18 protein-coding genes are annotated in these 20,855 nt (G+C 55.6%); 8 read left to right on the top strand and 10 right to left on the bottom strand.

What is annotated here, in order from left to right; all coding sequences use genetic code 11:
* Nucleotides 1–4: 4 nt before the first annotated feature.
* The 7 genes from AS19_RS01350 (at nt 5) to rsd (ending at nt 7,487) form a co-directional block, all read left to right on the top strand.
* Entirely contained in the window at nt 5–367 is a 363-nt protein-coding gene (locus AS19_RS01350) for a PleD family two-component system response regulator (RefSeq protein WP_011587561.1), read from the top strand.
* A gap of 182 nt (nt 368–549) precedes the next feature.
* On the top strand, nt 550–2,922 hold the full coding sequence (locus AS19_RS01345; RefSeq protein ID WP_011587560.1) for a Tex family protein: 2,373 nt from the start codon (nt 550–552) through the stop codon (nt 2,920–2,922).
* A gap of 104 nt (nt 2,923–3,026) precedes the next feature.
* Complete coding sequence (gshA, locus tag AS19_RS01340; protein ID WP_011587559.1) at nt 3,027–4,604, top strand: glutamate--cysteine ligase; 1,578 nt, start codon at nt 3,027–3,029, stop codon at nt 4,602–4,604.
* Nucleotides 4,605–5,086: 482 nt separating this feature from the next.
* Nucleotides 5,087–5,590: a disulfide bond formation protein B gene (locus tag AS19_RS01335; protein WP_011587558.1), complete on the top strand. Its 504-nt coding sequence runs from the start codon at nt 5,087–5,089 to the stop codon at nt 5,588–5,590.
* A gap of 7 nt (nt 5,591–5,597) precedes the next feature.
* A complete protein-coding gene (locus AS19_RS01330; protein WP_011587557.1) occupies nt 5,598–5,981 on the top strand; it encodes a CidA/LrgA family protein in 384 nt (127 codons plus the stop codon).
* Complete coding sequence (locus AS19_RS01325) at nt 5,971–6,696, top strand: LrgB family protein (RefSeq protein ID WP_035458968.1); 726 nt, start codon at nt 5,971–5,973, stop codon at nt 6,694–6,696. Before AS19_RS01330 ends, AS19_RS01325 begins: the two co-directional genes overlap by 11 nt.
* Nucleotides 6,697–6,986: 290 nt before the next feature.
* Nucleotides 6,987–7,487, top strand: a complete 501-nt coding sequence (rsd, locus tag AS19_RS01320; protein WP_011587555.1) for a sigma D regulator — start codon at nt 6,987–6,989, stop codon at nt 7,485–7,487.
* Between the two features lie 246 nt (nt 7,488–7,733).
* On the opposite strand, the gene AS19_RS01315 is transcribed toward rsd, so the two are convergent.
* The 4 genes from AS19_RS01315 to AS19_RS01295 all read right to left on the bottom strand — a co-directional run bounded on the left by AS19_RS01315 (nt 7,734) and on the right by AS19_RS01295 (nt 11,320).
* A complete protein-coding gene (locus tag AS19_RS01315) occupies nt 7,734–8,444 on the bottom strand; it encodes an FKBP-type peptidyl-prolyl cis-trans isomerase (RefSeq protein ID WP_011587554.1) in 711 nt (236 codons plus the stop codon).
* A gap of 22 nt (nt 8,445–8,466) precedes the next feature.
* Complete coding sequence (locus AS19_RS01310; RefSeq protein WP_011587553.1) at nt 8,467–8,805, bottom strand: DUF4124 domain-containing protein; 339 nt, start codon at nt 8,803–8,805, stop codon at nt 8,467–8,469.
* A gap of 621 nt (nt 8,806–9,426) precedes the next feature.
* On the bottom strand, nt 9,427–10,701 hold the full coding sequence (gene bioA / locus AS19_RS01300) for an adenosylmethionine--8-amino-7-oxononanoate transaminase (protein WP_011587552.1): 1,275 nt from the start codon (nt 10,699–10,701) through the stop codon (nt 9,427–9,429).
* Between the two features lie 142 nt (nt 10,702–10,843).
* Nucleotides 10,844–11,320: a TIGR02444 family protein gene (locus AS19_RS01295; RefSeq protein ID WP_011587551.1), complete on the bottom strand. Its 477-nt coding sequence runs from the start codon at nt 11,318–11,320 to the stop codon at nt 10,844–10,846.
* 122 nt (nt 11,321–11,442) lie between these two features.
* Between AS19_RS01295 and AS19_RS01290 the strand changes: the two genes are divergently transcribed.
* Entirely contained in the window at nt 11,443–13,356 is a 1,914-nt protein-coding gene (locus AS19_RS01290) for an ATP-binding cassette domain-containing protein (RefSeq protein WP_041704685.1), read from the top strand.
* A 178-nt stretch (nt 13,357–13,534) separates the two neighbouring features.
* Here the strand turns inward: AS19_RS01290 and AS19_RS01285 are convergent, their stop codons facing one another.
* The 6 genes from AS19_RS01285 to AS19_RS01260 all read right to left on the bottom strand — a co-directional run bounded on the left by AS19_RS01285 (nt 13,535) and on the right by AS19_RS01260 (nt 20,818).
* Nucleotides 13,535–14,701, bottom strand: coding sequence for an acetyl-CoA C-acetyltransferase (locus AS19_RS01285; protein ID WP_011587549.1), 1,167 nt, complete (start codon nt 14,699–14,701; stop codon nt 13,535–13,537).
* A gap of 207 nt (nt 14,702–14,908) precedes the next feature.
* Nucleotides 14,909–15,289 (bottom strand): sirohydrochlorin chelatase, encoded by a 381-nt coding sequence (locus AS19_RS01280; protein ID WP_011587548.1) that lies wholly within the window; start codon nt 15,287–15,289, stop codon nt 14,909–14,911.
* 51 nt (nt 15,290–15,340) lie between these two features.
* Nucleotides 15,341–16,213 (bottom strand): histone deacetylase, encoded by an 873-nt coding sequence (locus AS19_RS01275; protein WP_011587547.1) that lies wholly within the window; start codon nt 16,211–16,213, stop codon nt 15,341–15,343.
* A gap of 129 nt (nt 16,214–16,342) precedes the next feature.
* Nucleotides 16,343–17,728: an efflux transporter outer membrane subunit gene (locus AS19_RS01270; RefSeq protein WP_011587546.1), complete on the bottom strand. Its 1,386-nt coding sequence runs from the start codon at nt 17,726–17,728 to the stop codon at nt 16,343–16,345.
* A complete protein-coding gene (locus tag AS19_RS01265; RefSeq protein WP_011587545.1) occupies nt 17,721–19,655 on the bottom strand; it encodes a MacB family efflux pump subunit in 1,935 nt (644 codons plus the stop codon). Before AS19_RS01265 ends, AS19_RS01270 begins: the two co-directional genes overlap by 8 nt.
* Nucleotides 19,655–20,818: an efflux RND transporter periplasmic adaptor subunit gene (locus tag AS19_RS01260; protein ID WP_035458982.1), complete on the bottom strand. Its 1,164-nt coding sequence runs from the start codon at nt 20,816–20,818 to the stop codon at nt 19,655–19,657. Before AS19_RS01260 ends, AS19_RS01265 begins: the two co-directional genes overlap by 1 nt.
* Between the last annotated feature and the right edge of the window lie 37 nt (nt 20,819–20,855).

Below are 20,855 nucleotides of genomic sequence, written 5' to 3'. Positions count from 1 at the left end.
CAGCATGGCCAAAATTCTTGTGGTGGACGATTCCCCAACCCAGCGGAGCAATCTGGTTAAGATTGTCCAAGGCCAGGGCCATGATGTCGTTACTGCCAGCAACGGCATGGAAGGAATTGAAAAAGCCAAACAGGAACACCCCGATTTGATCCTTATGGATGTGGTTATGCCGGAGCTAAACGGCTTCCAGGCAACCCGAAAGATAACCCGCGACCCTGTCACCGAGAGCATCCCGATAATTCTGGTAACCACTAAAGATCAGGAAACGGACAAGGTTTGGGGCGAACGGCAAGGCGCCTTCGGTTATGTGGTGAAGCCGCCGCAGGAAGCGGAACTGGTCGCCAAAATCAATGAAGCTCTGGCCTAAGTGATCGTCTGCGGGCCATAACCCGCACTGACCAAGTGTCCATGACCTTCACCGCAGCCACAGCCGCTTTTACAAGTCAATCTATCAACGACCGGATTCATTCCCTATGATTCCGGTCGTTTTGTATTTAAAGAGCGCTTGCACGCAGCACGCTTGCAGACCGTACGCCGTCAGGATATATCATGCGTAGTATCGAACAGATTATTGCCGAAGAAATCGGTTGCCAGGAACGCCAGGTCAACGCTGCCGTTGCCCTGCTCGACGAAGGTTCCACCGTCCCCTTTATCGCCCGTTACCGCAAAGAGGTGACCGGCGGGCTGGACGACACCCAGCTGCGCAACCTGGAAGAACGGCTGCGTTATCTGCGCGAGATGGAAGAACGCCGCGAGACCATCCTGAAGAGCATCACCGAACAGGAAAAGCTTACCCCTGAACTGGAAAAAGCCATCAAGGCTGCCGACACCAAGACCCGGCTGGAAGATCTCTACCTGCCCTACAAGCCCAAGCGCCGTACCCGCGCCCAGATTGCCCGCGAAGCTGGCCTGGAACCGCTGGCTAACAGCCTAATAGATGATCCTACCCAGGACCCGGAAGCACTAGCCGCCGGTTACTTGAACGAGGAACACAAGATTGCCACCGCCAAGGACGCCTTGGACGGTGCCAAACAGATCCTCATGGAGCGTTTCGCTGAAGATGCCGAGCTGCTCACCCGCCTGCGCACCTTCCTCTGGGACAAAGGCCAAATTCAGGCCAAAGTGGTGGAAGGCAAGGAAAAAGACGGCGCCAAGTTCAGTGACTATTTTGATCACAGCGAAACCCTCAAAGGGATCCCCAGCCACCGCGCACTGGCCCTGTTTCGGGGCCGTAATGAGGGCATTTTGCATGTCTCAATGGTGCTGCCGGAAGAGTTGGAAAATGCTCAACCGCATCCCTGCGAAGCCATGGTCACTGCCGTAGCGGACTGGCAGCACGCCGGCCGGGCCGCCGATGATTGGCTCAAAGAAGTGATGCGCTGGACCTGGAAGATCAAACTCAACACTCATCTGGAAACCGAATTACTGGGCCGAGTGCGTGAAATGGGTGAAGAGGAAGCCATTCAGGTTTTCGCTCGTAACCTGAAAAGCTTGTTGATGGCCTCCCCCGCCGGCCCTAAATGCACCATGGGCCTGGACCCTGGCCTGCGTACCGGCGTGAAAGTGGTTGTCGTGGATGCCACCGGAAAGCTGCTGGAACACACCACCATCTTCCCTCACCAGCCAAAGAAGCAGTGGGATCAGTCCCTCAGTAAGCTGACTGCGCTGAGCAAACAGCATGGCGTGGAATTGATCGCCATCGGCAACGGCACTGCTAGCCGGGAAACCGACAAGCTGGCCGGCGAAGTGGTGAAATTGCTCAAGGATCAGCCGATCCAAAAAATTATCGTTTCTGAAGCCGGCGCCTCGGTCTACTCTGCCTCGGAAATGGCGGCCCTGGAATTCCCAGAACTAGACGTGTCTTTCCGTGGCGCGGTATCCATTGCCCGCCGCCTGCAAGACCCACTAGCCGAGTTGGTAAAAATCGATCCGAAAGCCATCGGTGTTGGCCAGTACCAGCATGACGTAAGCCAGGTAAAATTGTCCCGCTCACTGGATACCGTGGTGGAAGACTGCGTGAACTCGGTGGGCGTGGATGTGAACACCGCCAGCGCCCCCTTGCTGGCCCGTATTGCCGGCCTTAACAGCACCATCGCCGGCAACATCGTTTCGTTTCGAGAGAAGAACGGCGCCTTTGCCAGCCGCGCCAACCTGAAACTGGTGCCGCGCCTAGGCGACAAGACCTTTGAGCAAGCCGCTGGTTTCTTGCGCATCATGAACGGCGAAAACCCGCTGGACCGCTCCTCGGTTCACCCAGAAGCCTACCCGGTGGTGGAAAGAATTGCCGAGCAGCATGGCCGCCCCCTAAAGGATCTAGTGGGTGATGTGCCGTTCCTGAAGAAGGTCAACGCTGCCGACTTCACCGACGATAACTTCGGCTTACCCACCGTCACCGACATTCTCAGTGAATTAGAAAAACCCGGCCGCGATCCGCGCCCGGAATTCAAAGCCGCGGTTCTCAAGGAAGGGGTGGAAACCCTCAAGGATCTCAAGCAAAACATGATCCTCGAAGGCACCGTCACCAACGTGACCAACTTCGGCGCCTTTGTAGATGTGGGTGTTCATCAGGACGGACTGGTGCACGTATCCGCACTGGCCGACAAATTCGTGGAAGATCCGCACCAAGTGGTCGCCCCCGGCGATATCGTTAAAGTGAAAGTGCTGGACGTGGATCTAGACCGCAAACGCATCAGCCTGACCATGCGCATGGGCGATCAACCCACGGAGAAACCCAGCGGCCAACGCCCCACCAGCAACCGCGCCAACCAAGCAAACAAAGGCAATAACCCACGCCGTGGCGGTGGTAATGGTGGAGCTCAACGCGCTGGCGGCCAGCCCCAGGGCGGCGGCGGCACCTTCGCCGACCTATTTGCCAAAGCTAAGGAAGAGAAGCAGAAGAAAGACAGCAAGAAGCGCTCCTGAGTGGAGCGACTTCTCAGCGTCATTCTATTGCCCCATGATTGTCGGAATTCCGTCACACCCGCGGCCGGTCCCTTATCTGACTGGTCGCACGACAGGTCCCAACCATGAAGCATCTTGAACAGCGAATTCATGCCCTGCTGAATGCAGATGCCGCAGCCACCTTGGCCGGCATCCGTCGTGGCATCGAAAAAGAAAGCCTGCGCATCACCACCGATGGCACCCTGGCGCAAACGCCACATCCTCGTGCCTTGGGCTCTGCGCTAACGCATCCGTACATCACCACGGATTATTCTGAAGCCCTGCTGGAATTTATTACGCCCCCGAGTACCGAGCTGCACAAGCCCATTGAATTTCTCGAGCAACTGCACCGCTATGTGTACAGCCATATCGGCGATGAAGTGCTGTGGGTGAATTCCATGCCCTGCATGATCGGCAAAGACAGCGACGTACCCGTAGCGCAATATGGAAGCTCCAACGTGGGCCGTATGAAAACGGTGTACAGAGAAGGGCTCGGCCACCGCTACGGTCGCAAGATGCAAACCATTGCCGGAATTCATTACAACTTTTCCTACCCGGACGCATTTTGGAAACTGAACCAGCAACTGGAAGGTGATAACGCCCCATTACAGGATTACATTTCCCGTCGCTATTTCGACCTAACACGCAACTTCCAGCGCTATTCCTGGTTGCTGGTCTATCTGTTCGGGGCCTCACCCGCGCTGTGTGCTTCTTTCCTGGCCGGGCGCGAGCACGACTTGCTGGAGCGCTTCGATCACTCCCTGTATCGCCCCCAGGCCACCAGCCTGCGTATGAGCGACCTGGGCTACCAGAACAACGCCCAATCATCGCTGGCGATTAGCTACAACAATCTGGATGAATACGTCAGCACACTCACTCATGCCATCAACACCCCGGAGCCGGCCTACGAAAAAATGGGCGTTAAAGTCACCGACGCCGATGGCAACGTGAAGTATCAGCAACTCAACGCCAATATTCTGCAAATCGAAAACGAGTACTACTCGTCGATCCGCCCGAAACGCACCATCAAACCCGGCGAGCGCCCCACTACAGCGCTGCAAGAACGCGGCGTGGAGTACATTGAAATCCGTGCGTTGGATTTAAACCCGTTCGAGCCGGTGGGCATCAACCAACAAGAAATCCGGTTCTTGGATCTGTTTGCCACCTATTGCCTGCTGCGCGAATCACCGCAACTGGAAAAATGCGACCTGCATGCCAGCAAGGAAAACCTGCGCAAGGTGGTTTACGACGGTCGAAATACCGACATCCAGCTATACAACTGGGGCAAGTCGGTGAGCCTAAAAAACTGGGCATCAGAAAAACTGACGCAAATGCAGCCCATCGCCGAGTTGTTTGATCGCGCCCACGGCGGCAACAACTATGCCGAGGCGCTGGCGCACCAACAGGAAAAAGTCGACAACCCCAGTGCCACTCCGTCTGCACAGATTTTGGAACAACTGGAGAGCCGTAATCAGGGCTTTTTCCAGTTCGCCATGGAGCAGGCCTTGGCCCACCGCGATCATTTCCTGTCCGGTCAGCGTTGCGACGCCACCAACCAGCAGCTGGAAGCGCTGGCCGCCGACAGCTTGGCCGAACAAGCCGCAGGCGAAGCCGCCGATCAGCAATCCTTCGAGGAATATCTAGCGGATTACTTCCACGATTAGCTCCCTCGAGATCCGAATCCGCCCTATGTATCAACCGTAGGGCGGAAGTCGGCCGCCGGCCACCTCACCCGCCGCCAGCAATCAACATGACATTGCATTGCGACCCACTCCGCTGTACAGCCCACCGTTAATACCTCAGTAGAATCGCGCCTGCTGCTTTTGCACAAAAAGAATGCGGACTCGCGCGCTATGTAAACCGTGCAACAGCGGCATGTCTCTAAACCGGAAGTGATGCCTGGTGTGGCTGAAACCTGCAGGCAAGAAAGCACCAAGAAAGCCTGACGCCGCTCCCGCAAAAGAGTCCAGACTCACTCTGACCTCTTGCGTGGAAAACAATGCTTGCAGGCGAAGACCGCAGCCGTGGAGCGCAAGCATCTCTTCATGCACCGGGCGCCCTGCGTTAACGGGCTATCGAAAAGCCCCTTGCTGCCACCGCCGCTTTTGCCTACCCTTCGCCGATCCCTCGACGAAAAGAGCCGCCCATGTCGTCCATTATTCCTGCTCCACGCCCGCTTAATGCTCTCGCTTTTCTGGCCTGTCTCGCGGCCATTGTCGGGGCGCTCTATCTGCAGCATGTAGATGGGCTCGAGCCCTGCCCGCTGTGTATTTTTCAACGCGTCGGCGTGATCGCCGGGGCCGTGATTTTGCTCATCGCCAGCCTGCATGGCCCGAAGAACATTGGCGTGCGCATCTATGGTGCCCTGACCACCCTAGCGGCCCTTGGCGGCGGTGCAGTCGCCGCTCGTCACATTTGGCTGCAGAATCTGCCCGCCGATCAGGTGCCTGCCTGCGGCCCCGGCCTGGATTACATGCTAGAGGTTTTCCCTCTGCAGAATGTGCTTCAGCAAGTGCTGGCCGGCTCCGGCGAATGCGCCGAAATGGATTGGTCCTTTCTGGGGCTGAGCTTGCCAGGCTGGTCCATGGTGGTGTTTGCTGGGCTGCTGCTCGTCGGCCTGATTCAGATGTTCCGCCCCCTGACCCGCTGAGCCCGCCATGATTGATGGCTTGCTGATTCTCTTACTGTTCCAGTTTTTCGGTGAGGTCATTATTCGCCTCACCGGCATCCCCTTGCCTGCCTCTGTGGTCGGCATGGTACTGCTATTGTTGGCATTGCTGTTGAACGCCCCCTATACCCAGCGGGTAGCGCCTGCCGCCGGTGGCCTGATCAAACACATCAGCCTACTGATTTTTCCGCTCGGAGTAGGTATCGTGCTGCAATGGCACCGCTATGAAGACTATGCGCTGGCGCTAGGCGTTGCCGTAGTGTTGGGGACCATTCTCAGCATGATTGTGATCACATTCATGTTGAAAAAACTGCTCGGCGGCAAACACCAGGAAGCCAGTAACAAGCCCCATGGAGACGACCATGCTGGCTAATTTAGATAACCTGGCCGAACTGGTACATACGCCGTTGTTTGGCCTGCTATTAACCTTGGCCAGCTACCGTTTTGCACTGTGGGTATACGGGCGCAGCAACAGCCTGCCCATTTTTCACCCGTTTCTTGTGGCATCCATTCCAGTAATTATTGTGCTGCCGTTGGTCAACGTAGACTACGAGGAATACCGCGAACAAACCCAGATGATTTCTTTCTTGCTAGGCCCAGCCACTGTCGCCCTGGCCTGGCCGCTATACCGGCAGTTACACACCGTGCGCAGCGTGCTCAAGCCCATTCTAGTAGCCACGGTCTTCGGCGCCACTCTCTCTGCCGCCATTGCCGTAGGCTTGGCCTGGTGGCTGGGTGCACCACCTGAAGTTGTGGGCTCGCTGGCACCTAAATCCATCACCACTCCGATTGCTGTTGAAGTGGTGAAGTCCACGGGAGGGTATGTGTCGCTAGCAGCTGGCGCTGTGGCCATTACCGGCATCGTCGGCGCACTCAGCGCCGGCCCCATCTTTCGATTGCTCAGGGTCACGGACCATCGGGTGAAGGGGTTTGCGCTAGGGCTAGTTGCCCACGCCATCGGCACCGCCCGCGCCTTCGAATACGGTGAGAAAGCCGGGGCCTTCGCGGGCCTGGCGCTGGGCTTGTGTGGGCTAGTGACGGCCATCGCCCTCCCCTGGCTTTGGCCCTGGGTGGCGCAATACTTGTAAACAACCCCACAGCCTGCACGCGCGCTTTACGTTACATACCGCTGTTACAAAGCACTAAAAATACCCGCCTTATAAGAAATCCGTCTTTGCCCGCAAGTGGCTGACGTTAGGCTGTTTTTTCGCCAATTTGAGCTCGCCCATCAAAAAGGTCACTTTCTGCCCATTGCCCCACCATCTCACCCCGTCCTAGTCTCAATAGCCCTGCTGAAGAATCAAAACCATCGGCCGCCGAGCTATTCACTGCTTACCGGCCTAAGGCAGTCTCAGCCATTCACTAAGGAGGGAATACAATGGCGAGTTCAACATCTGCAGCACTGGCTCAATGGCAACGTATCGAAGCACTGGTTCAGGCTTGGCTGGATGAACGCCAGCAGCTGATTGTGCTGCTCTGCACTATGCAGGGCTTGAAAGGGCTTTCTGCAGTCCAACCCAACGATAACCCACAACCCATACACCGTCAGGTTCAACGCTTTTGCCAACTGTTGATGGATTACATCAGCGCAGGTTACTTCGAGGTATACCGAGAGCTAGTCAATGAAGCCCGGCATTTCCAGCGAGACAACCCGACACTGACCCGGCAGATTTTGGCCAAGCTGGACCGCTCCACTGATGCAGCTCTTGCCTTCAACGAAGATTTTGAGCACCCAGACCAGTGTTTGGCGCAACGAGATGTGCTACCAGAACGCATCAGTGCGCTGATGGAAACCCTAGAAGAACGCTTTGCACTGGAAGACCAGCTGATCCTCAGCATCCATCAGCAAGATCCCCCTTACCAACAGGCCACACATTAATAAAGGATATATTGCGAGTTGAACGTTGAACCGCGGGGTGGAGATGTTGCAACACGACTTTGTTTAGGGCTTCGCCCGTAACCTTCAGACACGCCGCGGATTTATAAAAAATCGCGCGCCGTTTGAATTCAACGGTGTAGGTTCTCTTCACCTATTCGTCGCATTTTAACGTTGAATGTTCCTCGGCATTTCATCAAAAAGGGCGCCCGAAGGCGCCCTTTTTGATGAAGCGTGAAACGGCGGGGTTTATTCCGCGTCATCACCACTGCCTTTCACATCCAGAAGCTCGATTTCGAAAATCAGCACCTGGTTAGGGCCAATGTCGCCACCGGCGCCTTGCTCACCATAGCCCAAAGACGGCGGCAGGACGACTTTCCACTTGTCGCCTTCCTTCATCATGGGTAATGCTTCTTGCCAACCTGGGATGATCTGCTGCAGACCGAATGTGGCCGGCTTGTCGCGCTCGATAGAGCTGTCAAACACCGTGCCATCGGGCAGAGTTCCGTGATAGTGGACTTCCACGGTGTCTTCCAGGGTCGGAGACGGCGCACCCTCTTCACCCGAAGCCAACACTTCGTATTGCAGGCCGCTCTCGGTGACGGTAACACCTTCACGCTCGGCATTGTCAGCCAGGAATTTTTCGCTGGCTTCCATGTTCTCGCCAGCCTTTTCTTCCAGTTTTTCCTGCTGAGCCGCGATCATGCGCCCCTGAAAATCGCGGATCAGTTGATCCAGATCTTCGTCACCGAGACGGGATTCACCCTTCTCGTCAATACCATCACGTAGGCCAGCGACCATGGCATCCAGATCCAGGCTCTCTAGGCTGCGCATTTGCTCTGCACTGCGAAAACCCAGTGCGTAGGACGCCTTTTGGTCATCCGTTTTTACTTCTGCATTGTCCTGACCACAGGCTGCCAGCAAGACGGTACCCGCCAGCACGATTCCCAATTTCTTCATTCTGCCTCCAATTGGCCTACGATTATTGTTTCTGTTGTGTCTCAAGCCCCTTGCCACCGCGCATCTCTTCCGCGCTGATCGTGCTTGGAGCCTTCACTGTAATGGGGTCCACCGACACTCCCGGCGGTGGAATTTGGCCATACTGCCAGTTTCCACCCGGGTCACGCCAGCGATACAGCTCAGTCTCGTCCTTTTTTCCCAGCCAAGGCGACACTTTGCCATCGAACAGTTTTTCCGGCTGTTGCCAATTCCGCTCAACATGTTGCCAGTCCAGTAGAGGTTTGCCTCCACCTAACGGCACAGTAAACAGTGCCGTAAGCACCGCTACCAACAGCACGGTAATAATGAGCCCGAAGCGCATAATGCCGAATTCCCCCTATATTGAGCCTCTTCACAGGATCGAGTTCCCGATGAGAGCAAAATACGATCACAATTTACATGACTTTTGCCACTTTTGCGGTAATGCCAAGTTCGAGAGCACAGCTCACTTTCGTTCGACCATGCTCCAGCCGGCATTCCGGGTGAGCTAGAATCATGCGAAATAACCATACAGAAACTGTATAAACAGCGCACAGAGTCGCCTATCGGAGGGGCAGCGACTCCCTGAATAAACCCCACATATCGCGCTTAGTGATTCTGGTCGCAAACAGAAAAGAGGCTTACTGCAAGACCAGCATTGATATCCGCGCCACCGCCCCCACCACCCGCATCCTGCAAAGTGTGGCGCTAACACCCGGCTACCGCCGTCGTCGCCAACCAGGCCCGTACCCGCACGAAAATCTACGAAGCGCAGCGTCAATTTCTGTTCAGCCTGAAAATCCCCTTCCTGGTAACCCTGCACGATACTCAACGGTATGTGCCGGCCAGACTCGCTGTCTGCGCGATCACCACACGGCCCGCCAGATTCATTTGAACCTTCAACGTGAAAGGTTCAAAAGAAAAAAACCTGGAATGTTTCCGATTCCTTCATCCAAGCTTGCCGTTATTTCTGTTCAGCCAAATCCCGCATCGCGCCAGTTAGCTTGCTCAAATCATCCGCTTCAATGACGAATGGCGGCATGATGTAGACCAGCTTGCCGAATGGACGAATCCACACACCCAACTCAACAAAACGCGCCTGCACCTGCTCCATGGCGACAGACTCCTTCATTTCCATCACGCCAATGGCACCCAGCACCCGGGTATCGGCCACCGTAGGCAACGCCTTCAACGGCATCAGTTCGTCTTTGAGCTGAGCTTCGATAGCGGCCACTTTTTGCTGCCAGCCGGAATCCAGCAACAGCTGAATGCTGGCATTCGCCACGGCGCAGGCCAACGGATTGCCCATAAAAGTGGGGCCGTGCATCAATACGCCCGCCTCACCTTCACAAATGCCTGCGGCCACCTGGCGGGTGCATAACGTGGCTGCCAAGGTCATGTAGCCGCCGGTAATCGCCTTGCCCAAACAAAGGATATCCGGGCATACATCCGCATGCTCCAGAGCAAAAAGCTTGCCTGTGCGGCCGAAACCGGTGGCGATTTCATCAAAGATCAGCAGCACACCGTACTCATCACACAGCGCGCGCACCGCTTTCAAATAAGTCGGATGGTAGATACGCATACCGCCGGCGCCCTGCACGACAGGCTCCAGAATCACCGCGGCAATTTCCTGGTGATGCTCCGCCAACATGTGCTGAATGGAATCCAAGTCCGCCGTATTAAAATCACTGTCGTAGGGGCACTGCGGCGCCTCCGCAAAATAGTGCTTGGCCAGCACACCACTGAATAGCGAGTGCATGCCGTTGACCGGATCACAGGCAGCCATGGCGCCAAAGGTATCGCCGTGATAACCGTTACGCAGGGCCAGCAATTTGTCCTTCCCGGCATACCCCTGACTCAACCAATACTGCAGCGCCATCTTAATCGCCACTTCCACAGACACCGAACCGCTATCGGCAAGAAACACTTTTTCCAACGGCTCGGGCGTTAGATCAACCAGTTTTTTCCCCAGTTCCACCGCCGGTTCGTGGGTCAATCCGCCAAACATCACATGGGCCATGCGGTCGATTTGATCCTTGGCTGCCTGATTCAACACGGGATGGTTATAGCCATGCACCGCCGCCCACCAAGACGACATACCGTCCACCAGCTCGCGGCCATCCTCCAGCATTAACCGTACCCCTTTGGCACTAGCCACGGGAAATGTGGGCAGCGGTTTGGAGGTGGAGGTATAAGGGTGCCAGAGATGGTCACGGTCGAAGTCGAGATCGGTGGTCATGGGGCGAGGTCCAGATAAAACGAGGGAAGACAGGATGGCAGCGGAGGGGGGAAAGTTCAAAGTTGAACGTTCAAAAGAGCGTCTGAAATGTGTGCCAAATCGTTAACGCTCCCGCCGCACCATCACACCTGAATCCACGGTTTTAAACTTTCAACTCAACCAATCGGCAAAGTGCGCTCTGCAACCCTTCGCACTGAGCCATTTCCGGCACCAACACCAATAACCAGCTCAGCGGGTCTACCGATTTGCCTGCCGGTAGCAGGTTATCGCACAAAGCGGGCAAGGTAGTCAGCAACCAACGCTCACCTTCCAGCTCCACTTGCTGGAGTTGGCGTTTGAACTCGGGCAACCGGTCATCCTGCCCAGCCTTGCGGCGCACCGCGCGCAAAGGGCGCAGATAATCCGCTTCGAATTGCTCGGCCACTTCTGCCAACCGCCGGCCGGTTCGGGCATCCGGCTGCTTTCCCGCCTCCGCCAGCCATAACCCACACAGCAGTAATGACACCGGAACTTGATATTCATCCTGCAAATGCAGGCAGCCATTCTCGAATGCCTTGTCCTGCCAGCACCCCAGCGCAAAACGCCACAGATCCGTTTTTATTTTATTACTCACTGGCATCCCCTGATTTACCGCCCTCGGGCAGGTTGGTGCTTAAACAGGCCATCGCTTACACTGCGCCGGTTTCCTGCATGTCTTTCACTGCACGCAGGCCACCGTTTTCAGGCACAAATAGGCTTACCATGCTGTCTCTTGAACATATCAACCTTCGCCGCGGTCCCGACTTGCTGCTGGAAGACGCCAACCTGGTCCTACACAAGGGCTGGCGCGTAGGCTTGGTGGGCCGCAACGGCAGCGGCAAGAGTTCGCTATTTAAGCTTATCATGGGCGAACTAGAGAGCGATGGCGGCAACATTAACTGCCCAGCCGACTGGCGCTTGGCCATGATGGCCCAAGAAGTCCCGGCGCTGGATCAGCCCGCCATCGACTATGTTCTCGACGGCCACCATGGCCTACGCACCGCCGAACGCAAACTGGCCAAAGCGGAACAGGCCGGCGATAACCATGCCATTGCTCTGGCCCACGGCGAGCTGGATGCCTTGCATGCCTGGCAACAACCAGCCAACGCGGCCATCTTGCTAGCCGGCCTCGGCTTTAGTGAAGCCCAACAACAACAACCGGTCTCCAGTTTTTCCGGCGGCTGGCGCATGCGCCTTAACCTAGCCCAGGTACTGATAAGCGATGCCGACCTGTTGCTTCTCGATGAGCCCACTAACCACCTGGATCTGGATGCCATACTCTGGCTGCAGAGCTATCTGGTTCAGCAGCCCGGAGCACTACTCGTTATCTCCCACGACCGCGCCTTTCTGGATGCCATCGTCACCCAAATTCTGCACATCGAGCACAATAGCCTGAAGCAATACACCGGTGGTTATTCTGACTTCGAGCGTGAACGTGCCGAGAAACTGGCGCTGCAGCAAAAAATGCACGACAAGCAACAAACCCAAGTAGCCCACTTGCAGAAATTTATTACCCGCTTCAAGGCAAAAGCCAGCAAAGCCAAGCAGGCCCAGAGCCGGGTAAAAGCGCTGGAAAAGCTAGAACTGATCGCCCCCGCCCATGTGGATTCCGGCTTCAGTTTTGATTTCCACCAGCCAGAAAAACTGCCCAACCCTATGGAAAACCTGGATGCGGTGCAGTGCGGCTATCGCAATGACGGCATAGATACCGTGATTCTCGATCAAGTCACCCTGAGCCTGCGGCCGGAAAGCCGCATCGGCCTGCTGGGCCCCAATGGGGCGGGCAAATCAACACTGGTACGCACCTTGGTCGGCGAACTGCCCACCTTGGGCGGGCATTTTGAAAAAAACGACGACCTGAAAATTGGTTACTTCCACCAGCAACAGGTGGATCGTTTGGACGCCAACGACACCCCATACCAGATGCTGTCGCGCTTCTACCCTCAGTGGAGCGAATCAGAATTACGCAGCGAACTGGGCCGCTTCGGGTTTCAAGGCAATGACGTATTCGCGTCCATCGGGCGTTTTTCCGGAGGTGAAAAAGCGCGCCTGGCTCTGGCCATGATCGTTCAACAAAAACCCGCCTTGCTGCTGCTGGATGAACCGGCCAACCACCTGGATCTGGACATGCGCGAAGCGCTGACACTGGCCCTGCAAGCTTTCGAAGGCGCGGTAGTGATGGTCTCCCACGATCGCCACCTGCTGGAAACCACCGTGGACGACTTCTACCTTGTGGCCAACGGCAGTGTCAGCCATTTCGATGGCGACCTGGACGATTACGCTCGCTGGCTGCAACAACACCGCCGCGACGGCAAACCAGTGAAAGAAGAAAAACCCAGCGATGGGCAAGATGCCAAAGCCCGTCGCCAGCAAGCCGCCCAGCTACGTCAGCAGCTACGGCCACTAAAAAAACAGGTAGACCAGTTAGAACAACAGCTAGGCCAGTGCAGCGAAAAACTGCTAGCCGTGGAAGCCGCTTTAGGCGATGAAGCGTTATATACGGACCCAAATCGAAAGAACGAAATGAACGGCTTGCTCGGTGACCAAGCGCGCCTGAAGAAACAGCACGACGAATTGGAAGGGAAATTATTAGACGCCATGGAAGTGTTAGAAGAGGCAGAAAGCGCAACGTCGTAAGGGGGGCTTTCCTATCACTCCCGGGTACCGCGCTCACTATCGAGGTTGCAGATAACGAGCCAACACCCCAGGCCCACAACCAATATAAAAAAGCCGGCTAAGGAGACCTTGGCCGGCTTTTTTTATCTCCATCGAGATCTCAGCAATGAGGAACTCGACCCTTACTCTGTAGCCGCTTCTATAACGCTTCAATAATGGTAGCGTTTGCCGTCCCTAAGCCTTCACAGATAGTCAGCAGGCCGTACTTGCCACCACGGCGCTTGAGCTCATAGACCAACGTACCCATCAACTTGGAGCCGGTGGCCCCCAATGGGTGGCCTAACGCCTGAGCACCACCGTTCACGTTCATTTTTTCGTAATCCGCACCCACCGCCTTCATCCAGGCCAATGGCACCGAGCCGAACGCTTCGTTCACTTCATACAGATCAATATCCGCCATACTCATGCCGGCCTGCTTAAGCACTTTCTCAGTGGCCGGGATCGGGCCTTCCAATACCATGGTCGGGTCAGAGCCCACCACCGCCATGGCATGAATACGCGCCAGCGGTGTCAAACCCAGTTCTTTAACCGCAGCCTCGCTGGCGATCATAACGGCGGAAGCCCCGTCCGTTATCTGGCTCGCGTTGGCGGCACTGATATGTCCCCCTTCCTGCAGAGGTTCTAGCGCTTTGATCGCGTCCAGCTCTGCTTCCCAGCGAATCCCTTCATCGACCACATGGTCTTCCTGAGAGCCGTCTTCCAGGGTCACCGGTACCGGGATGATCTCATCGCTGAAACGACCCGCTTGCGTCGCTGCAGCACCACGCTTGTGGGAGTCATAGGCGAACTGGTCTAGCTCTGCCTTGCTCACTCCGTATTTTTCCGCCATACGCTCAGCCCCATGGAATTGGCTGAATGTTGCACTGGGATATCGCTTGCTGATTTCACCGGTAAACGGGTTGCCCAGTTCTTTCGCCGCAAGCACCGGGGAACCGATCGGCAGCTGGCTCATGGATTCCACACCACCCGCAATTACCAAATCCTGAGTGCCACTCATCACTGCTTGGGCTGCAAAGTGGATGGCCTGCTGGGAAGACCCACACTGGCGGTCAATCGTAACCCCCGGCACAGATTCCGGTAGGCAGGAGCTCATAATGGAAGTGCGCGCCACGTTAAAGGCCTGTGGGCCAATCTGGCTCACGCAACCAAAAATCACGTCGTCGACTTTCTCTGGAGCCACACCCGTGCGCTCTACCACTGCATCAATAACACGGCCACCCATGTCCGCCGGGTGTACCTTGCTCAACCGACCGTTCTTTTTACCACCCGCGGTACGCACCGCCGCTACGATATATGCTTCTGCCACCGTACTCTCCTCGTCATCACACGCTGTTGACTATCAGGTCATAAAGATGGCATCGAGGCTACGCCCTCTCCACAAGGAACCTCAATGACCAAAATAGACCACCGGGCGTGGATCTAGTCATTTCCAGGTCAACACAAGTGCGAGGGAATACGAAATCGATTACATAGCCAATGCTATAGCGAGCACTATGTACCTCCCTGCCCCCTGTTAGGCTTGCTCACCAACATGTTGCAAAATTAACGAGGTCAGCCCGTGGGCATTACCGAAATATTCCAGTAGCTCAATCGACAAATCCGGGAAGCGCTGGCGGGCATCCTCCACTTGAGCGGGGATATCCCTGCCTACATGCTTTCCCTTATTAAAGAATAAAGGATACAGCTGCACTGTTTTCACTGGTTGGTGTTCAAGCTGTTGAATCGCTTCGATCAATGAGGGGTTGGCGAGCTCAAGAAAACAGGGCAACACGGCCACATATTCCTGCCCGGCACCGGGGCCAGACTCTGCCACCGTATTCACCAACACACGAAACTCATCATTCGCCGTTTCACTGCGGCTGCCATGGGCCATGATCAATAAAGCTTTGGACATGATCGCTCCTTCGGAGCAGCGGGAAATTGGAAGCTCCACATTGCAAGAATTTCACTGACCTCGGGTATTACCCGCGCTTGATCTTTCAACTTGCAACGCAAAGGCTTGCTCTATAACGATTGCATGGCGGCGGGCCAGCGCCTCACGATCGTCATCGTAGCCGCCACCAATCACCGTTGCTATAGGAATATTCCGGCTTCGGCAACGGACGATGACACCCCGGTCTCGATCGGCGATGCCTTGCTCAGAAATATGCAGCCGCCCTAACGGATCATGCTGGAAAATATCCACCCCGGCATCGTAAAGCACCAGATCCGGCTGCTCTGATTTCAGCAATGATTCCAACGTGGAAAATACCGTATCCAGATAATCCTGATCCGTCATCCCCAGCGGCAACTCCACATCCAGATCACTACGCATTTTGCGAACAGGAAAGTTTTTCTCGCAGTGAATGGAACACGTGAAAGCCCGAGGCTCATCTGCCAGCATGGCAGCCGTGCCATCGCCCTGATGCACATCGCAGTCAAACATCAACACCTTATTGACCACGCCCCGATCCAACAATTGGCGGACCGCAAACACCTGATCATTGAAAATACAGAAACCGGAACCGAAATCGTAATGGGCATGATGGGTGCCACCGGCTAGATGGCAGGCAATACCATTTTCTAGTGCCAACTGAGTTGTCATTAGCGTTCCCATAGGCGCAATACAGGATCGCTTCAATAAGGCTTCACTCCAGGGCAACCCCATGCGCCGCAACGCCTTGGCATCCAGCGTACCGTTCACCATGGCCGATACGTACTGCGGGCAGTGAGCCTGACTTAATAATGCGGCCTTAGCCCGGCCAGGACGGAATTCGTTGTCGACACACGCAATTCTGCGGCGCCGCAAATGAGTATGTAATAGAGAGAATTTCTCCATGGGGAAGCGGTGCTTCCCAGGAAAAGGAAAACTGTATTCGGGGTGATACACAAGCGGCAGCACGGGCAACCTGGCAGGCAGTGGTAGGTCGCCGTATTGTGTCGTTTGAAAGATAAACCGGCAAATAACTCAGGATTCAGCGGAGGCCTTGCCCCCTTCACCCAACACCCGGTACAGAGTGACGCGAGACTGATACTGATTATAAATCAGGTCGAGACTGTTCTGGCGGGCACTGTTAAAGCTGCTTTGTGCACTGAGCACATCGGTAAGTTCAGTTTCTCCTTCCCGATAACGCACCTGCGCCACCCGGTAGGCTTCCTCGGCTTGCCGATATGCCTCTTCACGATACTGTTGTTGCTCAGCCAAGCCCTGCACATTACTCAATGATTGCTCCACTTCCTGCAAGGCCACCAACAGAGTACCGGTATAGCTGGCCACCTGTTCTTCCCAGGCGGCCTTGCTTTGCTCAATCCGAGCATCACGTGCACCACCATCAAACAGCGTTTGCGCCAGTGACACTCCGAGGCTGTACACCGCGTCGCCATTGAATAATGAAGACAATGCACTGCTGGCATAACCACCATTGCCGGTGAGCGAAATAGAGGGCCAGTAGTCCGCCCGGGCGGCGGCCACGGAATAGTCCGCCGCCATCAAGCTGGCCTGAGCCTGAGCAACATCCGGGCGCTGGGCCAGCACCTGATCCGGTAGCCCGGCCTGAATTTCCGGTAATTGCAGGCTACTCAGGGCGCCACCGCCCACCAGGAATGCCTGCGGCATTTCGCCCACTAATACCGCCAGGGCATAGCGGCTCTGGCGAAGTTGATGACGCAGGGAGGGCAGCTGCGCCTCCACATTGGCGACCACCGTTTTCTGCTGAGCCAGATCCTGGGGAGAAACGGCACCGTTCTCTACCTTGGCTTGCACCACATCCAATACTTGCTGGGCCAGCGCCAGATTTTCTTCTGACAGCGCCAGATTATCCTGCAGATACAACACCTGCAGATACATATTCACCACACTGGCAATGACCGTGAGCTGCACGGTATCACGGCTGAACTGACTCGCCAGCAGGGAAGCCCGCGCCACATCACGGCTATTGCGAAGCTGCCCCCACAGGTCCAGCTCGTAACTGGCACTCAGTGAGGCATTGTAGCTATCGGTGCTTCCGCCTTCGCCAAATACACCACTACGACTGCCTCCTGCTCCCAGCCCTATGGTGGGAAACAGTGCTGAACCGACCTGACTCAATTGCGCATCGGCCTGCTCAACTCGCGCCGCCGCCACCAGCAAATCCGTATTGGCCGCCAGCGCCTTTTCCACCAGCTGATCCAGCTCCGCGCTGTTAAATTGTTGCCACCATTGCGGGTGGTTCACCATGGCCTCACTGGCCTGCTGCTGGTTGAGCCATTGCGTTGGCATTCCCTGTTCCGGAGCTTGCAGGCCGGACTGCATGGCACAGCCGGAAAGCAAAACAAATACCATCACCCACAACTGTTTATTGATTGCCTTAATCATTACTGAGCGCCTCCACTGGGTTTAGGCGCGCGGCCTTCAACGCAGGTGCAAAACCAAATAACAAACCGATTCCCGCAGCGCAGACAAAAGACACCACCATCACCGGCACGGAGAACACAATCGCCATGCCAAACAGCATCAATAACCAACCCACCAATACCCCTATCACTACGCCAACAATGCCGCCCAAGGCCGATACCACCACCGACTCGGTAAGAAATTGCTGAAGAATATTGCGCTGTCTTGCCCCGGTAGCCATACGGATACCAATTTCATGGATACGTTCGGTCACACTCACCAACATGATATTCATCACTCCGATTCCGCCGACTAACAAGGAAATGGCGGCAATGGAACCGAGCAGAGCCGTTAAGGTGTTTTGGGTTTCCGACACCATTTCCAGCAGCGAGGCCATGTTGAAAACGCGCACATCCTGCTTGCCATGACGCTGGGTTAACAGCGCCACCGCAGCGGCTTCCGTGGCATCGATTTGCGTCACATCATCCACCGCCACCGTAATAGAGTTAAGATAGTTTTGTCCGAATAAACGCAGGGTTCCGGTGGACAGTGGAACAATGACCACATCATCCTGATCCTCCCCCCGATCACTGGCGCCCTGAGCGCTCATCACACCAATTACTTGAAAAGGAATACTGTCGAGTAACAGGAACTGCCCCAATGGATCACCCTCCGGAAATAGATTCTCTTTTACTGTCTGGCCAATCACAGCCACCGGAGAATAGCTCTTGAGATCCTCCTCCCCGAAAAATATTCCCTGCACAGGCTGCCAATCACGTAGCGATGGAAAATCTTCGCTCACCGCCTGCACACTGGTCGAGATATCCATACCATTGGCCCGGGCAGTCACATTCCCAGAAATTTCCGGTACCGCGATGCTTATATTAGGAAGGGACTCTAACGCTTGCGCATCCGCTGGCACCAAGGTGGCAATCACGCCATCCGCCACTCGTTGCATGCCCCGGTCCGGGCGAACGACTAGAAGATTGGTGCCACGCTCATTGATCTGTGCCACCACATCCTGTTTTGCGCCCTCACCAATCGCTAACATCACCACTACCGCACCAACGCCAATAACAATGCCAAGTAATGTCAGCAGGGTGCGCATCCAATTAGCACGCAAAGAACGCAAAGCCATCACCACAGCTTCCATCACCTCACCAGGATCCGGCATCACGGATTCTTTTGGCGGCGCTGACACTGGTTTGGCACGCTCATGGAGATGATCATGATGTCGCGTATCGCTAATCAGGTTGCCATCATGAATCTCCACTACCCGGTCCGCATGGGCGGCCACCTTGGCGTCATGGGTAATCACAATAACGGTGTGGCCTTGCTCCGCCAGGCTGCGCAGCTGATCCATTACCGCTTCACCACTGGCGCTGTCCAGCGCACCGGTGGGCTCGTCGGCAAGAATCACCTTGCCGCCATTCATCAAGGCCCGAGCAATAGATACCCGCTGCTGCTGCCCCCCGGAAAGTTGGCTCGGACGATTTTCCAGGCGATCTTCAAGACCAAGATCTGTCAGTAACTGCTGCGCTCGCTGTTTGCGCTCTTCTCGGGGCACGCCTGCATAAATAGCCGGTAACGCTACGTTTTCCCAAGCACTGGCGGTGCCAATCAAGTGATAACTCTGGAATACGAACCCAAACATTTCCCGACGCAACCAGGCCAGCTGGTCATGATCCATGGCCGTCACCGGTTGGCCGGAAAAGCGATATTCTCCGTCACTGGGTTGATCCAGGCAGCCAAGAATATGCATCAGGGTAGACTTCCCCGAGCCGGAACTGCCCATAATGGCAAGAAACTCCCCCGCCTCAATGGACAAATCAATGCCGTGCAAGACTTCTACATCTTGATCCCCGGCAGGATAACGCTTGCGAATGTTACACAGTTCAATCAACGGCATTAGAACCGTCCTTGACGTGGCAGACTATCCTTGTTTTTTTTCAACGCAACATTGCTGCTCGCTTGGCTCAGCGTCACAACATCGCCCTCTTCAAGCCCCTCATCAATCACGATACGAACGCGATTGTCGATACCTATTTTCACTGGTTGATCCTGTGGTTCCCCCTTGCTATCCAGCACCTGAACTTTCCACGCCCCTCGCCCCGCTCGCTTTACGGCAGCCATCGGCAAGCTCAGCACATCGCGGGCGGAATTAACCACGAAGAAAACCTGCGCGGTCATCCCCGACATTAACTGACCATTATCGTTAGCCACATCGAACTCAGCGGTGTACAGGACCACATTATTCACCACTTCCGGCGTAGGCAGCACTTGCCGTAGCTCACTGTCGTAGCGCACCGTCTCATTGCCAAGGGTGTTGAAATAAACCGGCATGCCTGCGCTTAGTCGATGAACGTCTGCCTCGGACACTTCCGTGGAAATCGTCATCACGGACAGGTCAGCAATGCGCATCAGTGTCGGGGTAGTCTGGTTAGCGTTAAGCGTCTGGCCTTCACGGGCATCCAAGCTCACAACCGTGCCGCTGCGTGGAGCATAAATTTTCGCATAGCCAAGGGTCGCCTGATCGCCCTCCACACTGGCTTGTTTTTGACGAATCTGTGCTTGCAATACTTTGATCTGGGCACCGGTAATCGCCAAGTTTGACTCGGCACTTTGAAAAGCATCTTCACTGGTAGCATTCGCGTCACGCAAACGCTGCTGACGCTGATATTGAAGCTCAGCCAGATTCAACTCGGCCTGCCGCTGCTCTAACTGAGCACGTAACGCTTCCAGCTCAGCAAGGCCCGCATCTACTTGCGTTTGCTGCACGGAGGCGTCAATTTCAGCCAGCAGCTGCCCCTCCTCCACCGAGTCCCCTACATCCACATACAAATGCGTCAACTGCCCTGAGACCTGCGCACCCACATCCACATAATCTCCCGGCTCCAGGGTGCCCAGCGCGGTGACCAGTTCCTCCACATCACCACGCTCCACCGTGGCTGTTTCCCACTGCGTGGCCGGCGCCGACGAAAAGCCCCAGCGCCAACCGGCGAACAACAGGCATACGATTAAAACAACAACGAAAAGAACCGTTTTCGGGAAACGACGAATCCAGCGAGGCATGGGCAATTCCACAGACCAGTAATGATGGTGAGGAATA

Origin of the sequence: Alcanivorax sp. NBRC 101098 (assembly GCF_001010505.1) — a bacterium.
Classification (GTDB): domain Bacteria; phylum Pseudomonadota; class Gammaproteobacteria; order Pseudomonadales; family Alcanivoracaceae; genus Alcanivorax; species Alcanivorax borkumensis.
Note: the sequence above shows the minus strand (reverse complement) of the source record. Positions and strands in the feature narration are given on the sequence as shown.

Coding starts and splice junctions, on each gene's coding strand:
- AS19_RS01350 (WP_011587561.1), top strand. CDS start 5: ATGGCCAAAATTCTTGTGGTGGACGATTCCCCAACCCAGCGGAGCAAT.
- AS19_RS01345 (WP_011587560.1), top strand. CDS start 550: ATGCGTAGTATCGAACAGATTATTGCCGAAGAAATCGGTTGCCAGGAA.
- gshA (WP_011587559.1), top strand. CDS start 3,027: ATGAAGCATCTTGAACAGCGAATTCATGCCCTGCTGAATGCAGATGCC.
- AS19_RS01335 (WP_011587558.1), top strand. CDS start 5,087: ATGTCGTCCATTATTCCTGCTCCACGCCCGCTTAATGCTCTCGCTTTT.
- AS19_RS01330 (WP_011587557.1), top strand. CDS start 5,598: ATGATTGATGGCTTGCTGATTCTCTTACTGTTCCAGTTTTTCGGTGAG.
- AS19_RS01325 (WP_035458968.1), top strand. CDS start 5,971: ATGCTGGCTAATTTAGATAACCTGGCCGAACTGGTACATACGCCGTTG.
- rsd (WP_011587555.1), top strand. CDS start 6,987: ATGGCGAGTTCAACATCTGCAGCACTGGCTCAATGGCAACGTATCGAA.
- AS19_RS01315 (WP_011587554.1), bottom strand. CDS start 8,444: ATGAAGAAATTGGGAATCGTGCTGGCGGGTACCGTCTTGCTGGCAGCC.
- AS19_RS01310 (WP_011587553.1), bottom strand. CDS start 8,805: ATGCGCTTCGGGCTCATTATTACCGTGCTGTTGGTAGCGGTGCTTACG.
- bioA (WP_011587552.1), bottom strand. CDS start 10,701: ATGACCACCGATCTCGACTTCGACCGTGACCATCTCTGGCACCCTTAT.
- AS19_RS01295 (WP_011587551.1), bottom strand. CDS start 11,320: ATGCCAGTGAGTAATAAAATAAAAACGGATCTGTGGCGTTTTGCGCTG.
- AS19_RS01290 (WP_041704685.1), top strand. CDS start 11,443: ATGCTGTCTCTTGAACATATCAACCTTCGCCGCGGTCCCGACTTGCTG.
- AS19_RS01280 (WP_011587548.1), bottom strand. CDS start 15,289: ATGTCCAAAGCTTTATTGATCATGGCCCATGGCAGCCGCAGTGAAACG.
- AS19_RS01275 (WP_011587547.1), bottom strand. CDS start 16,213: ATGGAGAAATTCTCTCTATTACATACTCATTTGCGGCGCCGCAGAATT.
- AS19_RS01270 (WP_011587546.1), bottom strand. CDS start 17,728: ATGATTAAGGCAATCAATAAACAGTTGTGGGTGATGGTATTTGTTTTG.
- AS19_RS01265 (WP_011587545.1), bottom strand. CDS start 19,655: ATGCCGTTGATTGAACTGTGTAACATTCGCAAGCGTTATCCTGCCGGG.
- AS19_RS01260 (WP_035458982.1), bottom strand. CDS start 20,818: ATGCCTCGCTGGATTCGTCGTTTCCCGAAAACGGTTCTTTTCGTTGTT.